The sequence below is a fragment of the Plantibacter cousiniae (nom. nud.) genome (genome assembly GCF_977070315.1).
Genome location: NZ_CDRVEU010000008.1, coordinates 1 through 12,642, shown reverse-complemented (window position 1 = coordinate 12,642; position 12,642 = coordinate 1). Strand labels below are relative to the sequence as shown.

At 62.5% G+C, this 12,642-nt stretch carries 3 protein-coding genes; 1 reads left to right on the top strand and 2 read right to left on the bottom strand.

What is annotated here, in order from left to right; translation table 11 throughout:
* Nucleotides 1-66: 66 nt before the first annotated feature.
* The gene (locus ACW55A_RS15995; protein ID WP_498811031.1) at nt 67-2,478 is read left to right on the top strand and encodes a TonB-dependent siderophore receptor; all 2,412 of its coding nucleotides are present in this window, start codon (nt 67-69) and stop codon (nt 2,476-2,478) included.
* A gap of 113 nt (nt 2,479-2,591) precedes the next feature.
* On the opposite strand, the gene ACW55A_RS15990 is transcribed toward ACW55A_RS15995, so the two are convergent.
* Nucleotides 2,592-11,222 carry an amino acid adenylation domain-containing protein gene (locus tag ACW55A_RS15990; RefSeq protein ID WP_498811030.1) on the bottom strand — a complete coding sequence of 2,877 codons (8,631 nt, stop codon included), beginning with the start codon at nt 11,220-11,222 and terminating at the stop codon, nt 2,592-2,594.
* A gap of 1 nt (nt 11,223) precedes the next feature.
* Nucleotides 11,224-12,642 (bottom strand): amino acid adenylation domain-containing protein (locus ACW55A_RS15985; protein WP_499140460.1); only part of this gene is annotated, 1,419 nt, incomplete at its 5' end.

The window sequence follows — 12,642 nt, the reverse complement described above, 5'->3', positions numbered from 1 at the left end:
TGCACGCGACCAGGCTGCCGCAAATGCATTATCCTTCGCCATTGATCTCAACGAGCCATCCCTCCCATGCAAACATCCTCCAGCCGTCTGCGCACAGGCCGCGTGAAAACGCTCGGCCTGCGTCTGGGCAGTGTGGGGCTGGTGCTGGCGTTGAGTGTCCAGGGACAGGTGCTGGCGGAGGAGTTCGAGTTCGATATCCCGGCCCAGACACTGAGCAGTGCCCTGAAGGAATTGGGCCGCCAGTGCGATCTGCAAATCCTCTACAACCCCGACGACCTGAACGGCAAGCTCAGCAGCCCGGTGCACGGCAGGCTGACGCCCGAACAGGCCGTCGCCGACCTGCTGAAAAAAGCCAACGTAGCGCACAGTCTTGAAGACAACACCCTGACCCTCGGCGCTGCTGCCTCCGCACAAACCATGAGCCTCGGGCCGGTGGCGATCAAGGGCGATTCGTTCGGCATCACCACCGAGGGCAGCGGCGCGTATTCAGCCACCGGCGTGAGCATCAACAAGACCGCTCAGTCGCTGCGCGAAACGCCGCAGTCGGTCACCGTCATGACCCGCCAGGTGATGGACGACAAAAACCTCACCGGCCTCGACGAGGTGATGGCACAAACGCCCGGCATCACCTTTTCCCAACGCAATTTCGGCTCTCATGTCTTCAGTTCGCGAGGCTTTGCGCTGGAGGACGAGAGTTACATCATCGATGGCGTGGCTGGTCAGGGTTACAGCGTGACCGGCTGGATGACCCCGGACATGGAAATCTACGACCGCGTCGAAGTGCTGCGCGGCGCGGCCGGTCTGCTGATTGGCGCAGGCAACCCCGGTGGCGCGGTCAATCTGGTCCGCAAGCGCCCGACTGCCCTGCCGCAGTTCTCGATTACCACCCGCGCAGGCAGTTGGGACAACTACCGGGTCGACCTGGATGGCAGCAGCAAACTCAACGATTCCGGCAGCATCCGCGGGCGTGTTGTAACGTCCTATGAAGACCGCGGCTATTTCACCGATGGTCTGCAGAAAACCGCGCCGTTGTTCTACGGCATCCTGGAAACCGACCTGAGCGAAGACACTACCCTGACCCTGGGCGTGCGCCATCAGAACGCCGACACCCAAGGCTTTTCGATCTTCGGTCTGCCCCGCTACAGCAACGGCAAGGCCATCGACCTGCCGCGCTCGACGTCGCTGGCCCAGGACTGGAACCGCCACCAGACCCGCACTGACGAAGTGTTCAGCGAGCTGGAAACCCGCTTTGACGAAAACTGGAGCGGCACACTGTCGGCAACCCGCTCCGAGGGTGCTTTCGATCAGAAGGTGGCCTACGCACAGGGCGCCATCGACCCGGCGACGCAGAGCGGTTCCCGACTGGTCAGAACCCTGTTTCGCTCGGACGATATCCATAGCGATGGCATCGACGCGCACCTGGACGGCCGGTTCGACGCCTTTGGCCTGAGTCACCAGTTGACCGTCGGCGGTAATGGGTCCGAACAGAAACGCGAGTCGCGCTATGCCACGGTCAACGCCAATCAGCCGCTGGCTATCTTCAACCCCGACCACGACGCGATTGCCGAACCTGTGCGCCCGGCCTGGCGCCGTACCGACTACAGCGACAAACGTTATGGCCTCTACAGCAACCTGCGTCTGAGCCTGACGGAATCGTTGAGCCTGGTGATGGGCGGCCGGGTCAGCAGCTATGACTATCAGACCACATCCGCAGGCGTAACCCGTCGCGCGCAGGAGGACAACCAGGTCACGCCGTTTGCGGGGGTCATCTACGACCTCAACCGGGACTGGTCGTGGTACGCCAGTTACACGGATATTTTCCTGCCGCAAAGCGCCTATCGAACGGCATCAGGCACGCTGCTTGATCCGGCCATCGGCGCCAGCCACGAAACCGGAATCAAGGGCGAACTGTTCGACAAACGTCTGAACGTGTCACTGGCGCTGTTTTATGTGAAGCAGAAGGACGTAGCCGTCGCGGATGACGCCAACGCCGGCCAGTGCCTGAGTAATGATGCCTATGGGACCTGCTACCTGAACGGTGATATCCGGCGCAGCAAGGGCGTCGACATGGAAATCAGTGGCGAGCCGTTACCGGGATTGCAGACCCTCGCCGGGTACACGTTCAACATCACCCGCGGCAGTGACGGACAGTCCATTTCAGCAGAAACACCCCGGCATATGCTGCGCCTGACCAGCAGCTACACCCTGCCCGGCGCCTGGCGTCGGTTGAGCGTCGGCGGCGGGGTTTCGGCGCAGAGCGGCTACTCGGAACACGAGTCGACCCAACCCATCGATAACGCTGGCCGGGCCATCTGGGATGCCCGGGTCGCGTGGAAAATCGACGAACACTGGTCGGTGGCGCTCAACGGCAACAACCTGCTGGATCGCAAATACTACAAGGCCACCGGCGACATCGACCGCGGTAACTATTACGGCGACCCGCGCAACTACGTCCTGACCCTGCGCGGTGATTTTTAAGCGACGCTTGCCCCTCGCGATCAACAGCGGACACCTGTCGTCCCTCGCACTCCAGCCCGGACACCTATCGTTCCTCACGCTCCGCGTGGGAATGCCGTTCGTGACGCTCTGCGTCACACCAACCGCTCGGCAAGCCCCTGCAAAAATGCTTCAGCGATCACCAGGTTGTCGTGTCGTTGATCAATCGTCGTCGAGCTGCGCAGTCCGTTGACCGAGCACTGTTCCAGCAGCACTGCTTCAGCCTTGGCAATCTGCCCCGGTTTGCGGCTTTGCCCTGCCCACCAGCAATCGGCCTTTACATTGAGAGTCTTCAAGGTAAACGCCTGGCTGAGTTTCGCGTTGGCTTCCAGCAATGTGTAACCGGTTTCGATTTCGTCCTGCACCGCAATGTCCTGGAACATGCTGCGCAGGTTGTCGACGTTCATTGCGTGTTGCAGCGCGATCTGCTCGATCACTCGATCAATCACTTCACTCTCCCCGGTCACCGACTGCCGGGCCGTTTCGATCAGGTCGACAATGGTTTGCTCCTGCAAGCCCGGCACGAAGGCCTGCAGGCTCTTGATCAGGCCGCGGTAGTAGTTTTCGCCCTGCTGCTGCGTGGTGACGTGCGGGTCCTCTTCGACCCATTCCATGCCAGCCGATGTCGGTAGCTGGGTGTCGACCAGCCCGAGAAAGCTCACCACTTCGCCAGCGTGCTCCAGTACATGCGCGACCTCAATGGCCAGCGCGCCACCCATCGACCAACCCAGCAGGTTGTAAGGCCCGTGTGGCTGGGTCGTGCGGATCAGCTCGACGTAGTAATCGACCATGTCCGGCCACGACGTATCGAACCAGCCCGGCACCACATAGGCCTTGTTGACCAACCCGTAAACCCGTCGGCTGTCGCCCAATTTGCCCGCCAGCGGGTAATACGAATACGTGCCACCACCGCCCGGCGGCAGGCAGAACAGTGGCGCATGCGTCGAGCCATTGGCGTTCATGGCGATGACCGCCGATTTGACCCTGGCTTCATCGGCACGCATGAAATCAGCCAGCTCGCCCAGGGTCTGCAGCAACAGCAAGTCATGCAGCTTGATGGAGATATCGAACGTCTCGCGAATCCTGCCCGCCAGTGAAACCGCCAGCAGCGAGTGCCCGCCCAAGGCAAAAAAGTTGTCGTTGAGCCCGACCCGTTCGACGTGCAACACCTGCTCCCACAACTCAGCAAGACGCTGCTCGAATGCAGTGCGCGGCGCCACGTAACCCTGCTGTGAGCGGGCCACGTCCGGCTTCGGCAGTGCTCTGCGATCCAGCTTGCCATTGGCGGTCAGTGGCATCGAATCGATAAATACGAAGTAGCCCGGCACCATGTAATCCGGCACATGAGCCTTGAGATGAACCTGCAGACGCTCGCGCAGAACGTCCGGCGCATCAGCGGCATCGGTCGGCACCACATAAGCGACCAATTGCTTGCCGGACGCCCCGTCGATGTCGATCACCGTGGCTTCGCGCACGGCGGCATGCTCATGCAGACGCGCTTCGATTTCGCCCAGTTCGATGCGCAAGCCGCGAATCTTCACCTGATGGTCGATACGCCCGGCGTAGTCGATGACACCTGCGTCGCGATAACGCGCCAGATCGCCAGTGCGGTACAACCTGCCGCCGCCCTGCTCGTCGAACGGGTCCGGCACAAAGCGCTCGGCCGTCAGTGCTGCACGATTGTGATAACCACGCGCCAGACCGACGCCCCCCAGGTACAACTCCGCCGCCACACCCTGTGCAGCAGGTAACAGGCCGTCGTCGAGGATATGGGTTTTCAGGTTGTCGATCGGCTGCCCGATCGGCACGCTGAGGATATCGTCGGTGCTACAAGTCCAATGGGTCACGTCGATGGCCGCTTCGGTCGGGCCATACAGGTTGTACAGACCGGCCAGCGGCAGACGCTTGAGCACCTGAGCGGCCAGCTCGGCAGGCAGTGCTTCGCCGCTGCATACCACCCGACGCAGCGTGTTGCAGCTTTCCACCTGAGGATGAGCCATGAACGCCTGCAGCATTGACGGCACGAAATGCAGGGTCGTGACCTGATACTCACGGATGGTCTGCACCAGCCGCTCGGGGTCGCGATGATCACCCGGCAGCGCCATGGCCAGGCGTGCGCCGGTCATCAGCGGCCAGAAGAACTCCCAGACCGACACGTCGAAACTGAACGGCGTCTTCTGCAGAACCGTATCGCTGCCATCCAGCCCGTAGGCCTTCTGCATCCAGTGCAAGCGGTTGACCAAAGCACGATGACTGTTGCCCGCGCCCTTGGGCTTGCCGGTCGAGCCGGAGGTGTAAATCACGTAAGCCAGGTTCAATGGATGGCTGAGGTTGACCGGGTTGGCGGTGCTGTAACCGGCAAGCCAGTCGCCGTCCTGATCCAGGCACAGGCTCTGCACCTGAGGCGGAACAGGCAAACGCTCCAATAGCGCCGCTTGGGTCAACAGCAAACCGATACCACTGTCCTGCATCATGTAGGCCAGACGATCCTCGGGGTAGTCCGGGTCCAGCGGCACGTAGGCACCACCGGCCTTGATGATCGCCAGCAGACCGATCACCAGTTCCAGGCTGCGCTCGACGCAAATGCCCACCAATACGTCCGGGCCAACGCCCGACTCACGCAGGCGATGCGCAAGCTGATTGGCGCGGGCGTTGAGTTGCGCGTAGCTCAGTTGTTCAGTAGCGAAAATCAGCGCCGGTGCGTCCGGCGTGGCGCATACCTGGGCTTCGATCAGGCTGTGCAGGCAGTCTTTGCTCGGGAAGTCTGCGGCTGTGGCGTTCCACTCGCGCAGAACATGCTGCTGCTCACGGTCGCTCAACAGCGCCAGTTCGCCAAGCGCCGTCTGTGCGTCATGCGTCAGCGCCTGCAAGACCTGCTGGAAATGCGCCGACAACTGCGCCATGTGTTGCTCGCTGAACGCCTCGCGGGCGTAGCTGAAGCGCAGCGACAGGGTTTCGCCGAGATTGACCACCAGGGTCAGCGGATAATGCGTTTGCTCCTGCGTACGCAGGCCGCCGAACACCAGCCCCGGCGGCGCAGCCTGTTGCAGGGCTTCGGACACCGGGTAGTTTTCGAACACCAGAATGGTGTCGAACAGCGCCTCGCCAGCGCTGCGGGCCCAACGCTGAATCTCGTACAGCGGCGTGTGTTCATGCTCACGCAAGGCGATGTTCTGCGCCTGGACCTGTTGCACCCACTCCGCCACCCGTTGCTCGGCACGCGGGCTGGCGATCACCGGCAGGGTATTGATGAACAGCCCGAGCTGCTCCTCGACACCCGGCAGATCAGCCGGACGCCCGGCCACGGTTGCGCCGAAGGTGACGCTGGACTGCCCCGTATAGCGTTGCAGCACCAGCAGCCAGGCCGATTGCACCAGCGTATTGAGGGTCACGCGCTGCTCACGGGCAAACTCGCTCAGTTGACGGGTATTCTCGGCGTCGATCAAGTGCAGGTAATCACCGTGCCCCTGGCCGTTCTCAGGCGCCTTGAAGGCCTGAACCAGACGCGTGGGCTCATCGAGTCTGGCGAGTTGATCGGTCCAGAAACGCTCGCTGAGCCCGGCATCCTGGCGCTGCAACCATTCGATGTAATCGCGATAGCGGCTGACCTGCCTCGGCTGTGTCTGGCCGCTATAGCGTTGCAGCACTTCACCGAGCAGGCGCGAGCTGCTCCAGCCATCCATGAGGATGTGATGGCTGGTGTAAATCAGCTGATGGCTCTGCTCGCCGGTGCGCAATACGGCCAGGCGCAGCAACGGCCCGTGGACCAGCTCGAAACCCTGCCGGCGGTCGGCATCGGCCCATTGGTCGATCCAGCCGGACGACTGCGTCCGGGCATCCAGCTCGACAAAAGGCATGCGCACATCACGCAAGACCACTTGCAGCGCTGGCTGCAGATGGCTGATGAAAGCACTGCGCAGCACCTCATGGGCATCCAGCGTGGCCTGCCAGGCGGTGCGGAAACGCGGCACGTCCAGGCCGCTGACCTCAATGCGCATCTGATTGATGTAATTGCCCGCCTCCTGCTCGAACAAGGTGTGGAACAGCATGCCCTGCTGCATCGGTGCCAGCGGGTAGAGGTCTTCGATCTGCCCGGCAGGTATCGGCAAACGGCTTAACTGCGACTGACTGAGGCACGCCAGCGGGAAGTCCGACGGGGTCACCCCCGCCACGCCTTCGGTGGTGCAATGGGCAATCAGCTGTTGCAATTCGGCGGTGTACTCATCGGCCAGGCGCTGCATGGTGTCGCGCTCGAACACCGCGCCACTGAAGGTCCAGCTCAGCCGCAGCTCACCGGCATAGACCTGACCGTTGATGCTGATCGGCGCAGCCAGCGGCGCATCGGCACTCTGTGAGGCACCGCTACTGTCGACGGAGGGTGTGAACAGTGCCTGCGGTGCGTCGAAGCTGCCGTCGAACTGCCCCAGGTAATTGAACACGATGCTGCCCAGCGGCAAGGCTTGCAGGGTCTGACGCGCCGATTCGCGGCCCAGGTAACGCAACGCGCCGTAACCGATGCCCTTGTCGGGCACTGCGCGCAGTTGCTCTTTGATGGTCATGATCGAATCGGCCAGCGAGGCCTGTGGGGTGAGCCTGACCGGGTACACATTGCTGAACCAACCCACCGTGCGGCTCAGGTCCAGTGCGTCGAACAGGTCTTCGCGACCATGGCCTTCGAGACGAATCAGTGCATGCGGCTGCGCGGTCCAGCGACTGACCACCCGCGCCAGCGCGGTCAGCAGCAGGTCATTGATCTGCGTGCGGTAGGCCGCCGGGGCGTCCTGCAGCAGTTGCCGGGTCAGCTCGCCATTGAGTTGCGTGACCACCGACAGCGCGTGCTGCTGTTGCTGGCCGCCATGCGGATGATCAAACGGCAAGGCGTCGCTGACGTCCTGCAATTGCGCCTGCCAGTAGCCCAACTCCTGCTCCAGCGCCGGGCTTTGCGCGTAGGCCTGCAAGTGCTCGGCCCAGCTTTTCAGCGAACTGGTTTTCGCCGGCAGCAGCGCTGGCTGACCTGCTGCCAGGGCGATGTACGCCTGTTGCAGGTCTTCCAGCAACACCCGCCATGACACGCCGTCCACCACAAGATGGTGAATCACCAGCAACAGGCGCTGTTCGCCTTGTGGCAGGTTGATCAGCACGGCACGCAGCAGCGGCCCGTTTTTCAGGTCCAGGCTACGTTGCGCTTCATCGGCCAGCTCAGACAAACGCTCGATGCTGTCCAGCTCATGGGTCCAGAGCAGCTCACGAGTGTTCTGCATGCCGAAGGTGGCCAGCCATTGGCCGTCCTGTTGGGAGAAACCCAAACGCAACGCGTCGTGCTGTTCGACCAACGCCGTCAATGCCGACTGAAGACAAGAGGCCTCCAGCGCTTGCAGAGGCTTGAGCATCAGCGCCTGATTCCAGTGCTGACGCTCGGGGATGTCCAGCTCGAAGAAACGCGCCTGAATCGGCAGCAACGGCAACGAACCGCTGATCTGCTCTGCCACGGCGGCGGGCTTTTTCTGAATCAGTTTCGCCACCGAAGCCAGTTGGCCGATGGTCTGTCTTTCGAACAATTGCTTGGGGCTGAGCTTGATGCCCTGACGCTTGGCGCGGGCGATGATCTGCAGACTGAGGATCGAATCGCCGCCCAGCTCGAAGAAGTTGTCGGTGCTGCCGACCTGTTCCAGCTTGAGGACATCCGCCCACACGGCGGCGAGCTTTTCCTCGATCTCGCCGACTGGCGCGGTGTAGCGCTGTTTGACCACGCCAGGCTTAGGCAAGGCGCGCTTGTCGAGCTTGCCGTTGGCGGTCAGTGGCAGACTGTCCAGCAGCATGATCTGCGCGGGCACCAGATACTCGGGCAAGCGCGCCGCCAGTTGCTCACGCAGTTTGTCGACGTTGAGGCTCGTGCCGGCTGCCGCGACGCAATAGGCCACCAGTTGCAGACGTGTTTCATCGCTTTCCAGCGGCTGCGCCAGCACCACGGCGTCGGCCACGTTTTCCAGGGTTTGCAGAAGCTGGCCGACCTCGCCCGGTTCGACCCGGTAACCGCGGATTTTCACCTGATCGTCAGCACGGCCGAGGTATTCCAGCACGCCATCCACCCAACGCGCACGGTCCCCTGCACGGTACAAACGCTGACCGTTGGCGTCCGGGTCCGGCACAAAGCGTTCGGCGGTCATTGCCGCACGGCCCAGATAGCCCTGCGCCAGCCCGCGACCGCCCAGATACAGTTCACCGGCCACCCGTTCGGCCACCGGATTGAGGTATGCGTCCAGCACCCGCGCCTTGCCGTTGGCCAGCGGCTGACCGACCGGCACACTACGGCAGGCACTGAGGTGCCCGGCCACTTCGTGGGTCAGGATACCGACCGTGGTTTCGGTCGGGCCGTAGTGGTTGATGATCCGGCAGCCCGGCTTGAGCGTACGCACCTGCTCGATCAACGCCCAGGCGCTGGCCTCGCCACCCAGAATGAGCACTTGCCCAGGCAGCACGTCCGCCGGGTTGGCGGCCTGCAACAGGCCCTGCAAATGGCTGGGCACGATTTTCAGCACTTCAACCTGATGCTCGGCCATGTAACGCGCAAAACCGTCAGGGTCGAACGCCTGCTCGTGCGACAGCAGATGCAGCGGTCGGCCGGACGCCAGCGCACCGAACAACAGCGTATGCCCCAGGTCGGCAGCGACCGTCGACACCATCGCCATGCTCGCCCCTTCATTCAACGCCAGACGCTCAAGCACGCCCTGCACATAGTTGGCCAGCGCGCCGTGGCTGACCACCACCCCCTTGGGCTGCCCGGTGGAGCCGGAGGTGTAGATGATGTACGCCGCTTGCCCAGACAGCACCCGAACATCCAGCGCCCCGCTATCGACAGCGGCCCACAGCGCAGCATCGAACGCCAGCACCGGGCACACGCCCAACCGCGCGGCCTTGTCATCATCGGGTGCATGCACCAGCAGCACCGCGCCGCTGTCACGGGCCAGTTGCTGCAAGCGCTCGAACGGTTGCGCGCTGTCCAGCGGCAAGTACACCGCGCCCAGTTTCAGCACCGCCAGCAGGCTGACCACCCATTCCACGGAGCGGTCCAGGCACAGCGCGACGGTCATGCCCGGCTTTATGTCCTGAGCGTGCAGGTAGCGGGCGAATTGGTTACTGCGTGTCTCAAGCTCGTCAAAGCTCAACACCTGCTGACCCACACGCAACGCGGTGTTGCCACGCCCGGCACGCAGGCCCTGTTGCCAGAGGCTGAGGAAATCGGGGCAGGCAACATCCTGGGTTTGCTCGGCGACCGGCGACGATACGGCGTGTGGATGATCGGCCAGACGCCGGTCGGTGTCCGAGACCAGTGCTTGCAGCACGTTGCGCAACGCTTCGGCGATACGCTCGATGCTCTGCGCTTCGAACAGGTCGGTGGCGTAGGTGAAATAACCACGTATCCCTTCGGGCGTGTCGGTGAAGTCGAAGGCCAGATCGAAACGCGCATCGCTGCTGCCCATCGGGAACTCATCGACCGTCAGGCCCGACACGCGCTGCCCGCTGCCATCGGCCGCCAGCACGTGCTGATTGATCTTGAACTGGAACAGCGGGTTGTGGCCCGGATTGCGCTCCGGTGCCAAGGCATCCACCAGATGCTCGAACGGCAGTTCCTGATGCGACTGCGCGCCCGTCACCACCTGTTTGACCTGATCCAGCAGCTCGGCAAAGCTCTGCCGCTCATCCACCTGCACGCGCAGCACCTGAGTGTTGATGAAAAAGCCGATCAGCCCTTCCAGCTCGCTGCGTGTGCGCCCGGCATTGGGTGCGCCGATGCGGATGTCGGACTGCCCGCTGAAGCGCGACAGCACCACCGACAGCGCCGCCAGCGTCACCATGAACAGGGTCTGGCCATTGTTGCGCGCCAGGCTTTTCAGTTGCGTGGACAATTGCTGCGGCAGGTCGACGCGCACCATCGCACCGCGATGGCTCGGTTGCAGCGGACGCGGATGATCCAGTGGCAGGCTCAGCAACGGATGTTCGCTGCCCAGTTGCTGTTTCCAGTAGTCCAGCTGCCGCTCGCCCTCCCCGGCCTCCAGCCAGGCGCGTTGCCAGATCGCGTAATCTGCGTACTGAATCGCCAGCTCAGGTAACGAAATCGGCTGTCCGGATACCTGAGTCTGATACAACTGCACGAACTCGCGAATCAGCACTTCGCCGGACCAGCCATCGGACACCACATGATGCATGCACACGGTCAGTACGTGTTCGCTTTCACTCAGTTGGAACAGCTTGACCCGCAGCAGCGTGCCGCTCAGCAGGTCGAAGGGCTTTTGCAACTCGGCGCGCACCTGCTGCTCGATGTCTGCGGGCGCCACCGACGCGAACTCGAGAGCGACTGTAGCCTGTTCGAGAATCTCCTGATAGAACACGCCATCCTCTGAAACGAAGCGGGTGCGCAGGGTTTCATGGCGTTGCACCAGCCGCTCCAGCGCTGCGCTCAGCGCCTGCCGGTCCAGTGCGCCTTTCAAACGCACCGCCAAAGGCACGTTGTAGGCTGCGTTGCCCGGCTCCATCTGCCAGAGGAACAGCATGCGCTGCTGCGCGTAAGACAGCGGAATACGCGCTGCGGCATGCCGGGTCACGGCGATGGGCAGCAGTTTGAAGCTCTGTCCGGTCTCATGCATTTTGGCGAGGATCTGGCGCCGCTGTTCGACGGGCAGGCCGATGAAACGCTGGGCAATACGCTCTGCTGCAGACTTGTCCATGTCAGATACCCGCCATTTCATTCATCATTTTTTCAATATCGGACAAGCCGTCCTCGGTCAGCGACAGGCCACTGCCGGCGAAGGCCTGAATAAATTCGTTCAGTTGCGGTTTCTCGAAGATCAGGCGCAGCGGAATGTCGATTCCCAGGCCGGTGTGGATTCTGGAAATCAGCTGCGTCGCCAACAGCGAGTGACCACCCAGCTCGAAGAAATCATCGCTCAGCCCGACACGCTCGACTTTCAGCACATCGGCCCAGATCGCCGCCATCTGCTGTTCCTGCTCGGTACAGGGTGCGACGTACTGGCGCTGCAACTGGCTGGCGTCCGGCTTAGGCAGTGCCTTGCGATCGAGCTTGCCGTTGGCGCTCAGCGGCATTCTGTCCAGCACGATGAAATGCGTGGGCACCATGTAATCCGGCAGCGATTCCTTGAGACAGGCCTTGAGCGCATCACGCAACTGATCGTCGTGGTGCCCGACCACCAGATACGCCGCCAGCTGTTTGCCGGACGGGCCGTCAACGTCGATCACCACCGCCTCATGAACGCTGTCGTGCTCCAGCAGGCTGGCTTCGATTTCGCCCAGTTCGATGCGCAAGCCGCGAATCTTCACCTGATGGTCGATACGCCCGGCGTAGTCGATGACACCTGCGTCGCGATAACGCGCCAGATCGCCAGTGCGGTACAGCCTGCCGCCGCCCTGCTCGTCGAACGGGTCCGGCACGAAGCGCTCGGCCGTCAGTGCTGCACGGTTGTGATAACCCCGCGCCAGACCGACGCCCCCCAGGTACAACTCCGCCGCCACACCCTGTGCAGCAGGTAACAGGCCGTCGTCGAGGATATGGGTTTTCAGGTTGTCGATCGGCTGCCCGATCGGCACGCTGAGGATATCGTCGGTGCTACAAGTCCAGTGGGTCACGTCGATGGCCGCTTCGGTCGGGCCATACAGGTTGTACAAACCGACCTGCGGCAAGCGCTTGAGCACCTGAGCGGCCAGTTCGGCAGGCAGTGCTTCACCGCTGCATACCACTCGGCGCAGCGTGTTACAGCTTTCAACGTGGGGGTGAGTCATGAACGCCTGCAGCATCGACGGCACAAAGTGCAGCGTCGTGACCTGATGCTCGCGGATGGTCTGCACCAGCCGCTCGGGGTCGCGGTGATCCCCCGGCAGCGCCATGGCCAGACGTGCGCCGGTCATCAGCGGCCAGAAGAATTCCCAGACCGACACGTCGAAACTGAACGGTGTCTTCTGCAGAACGGTATCGCTGCCATCAATTTTGTAAGCTTTCTGCATCCAGTGCAGACGGTTGACCAGCGCACGATGACTGTTGCCCGCGCCCTTGGGTTTGCCGGTCGAGCCGGAGGTGTAAATCACGTAAGCCAGGTTCAATGGATGGCTGAGGTTGACCGGGTTGGCGGTGCT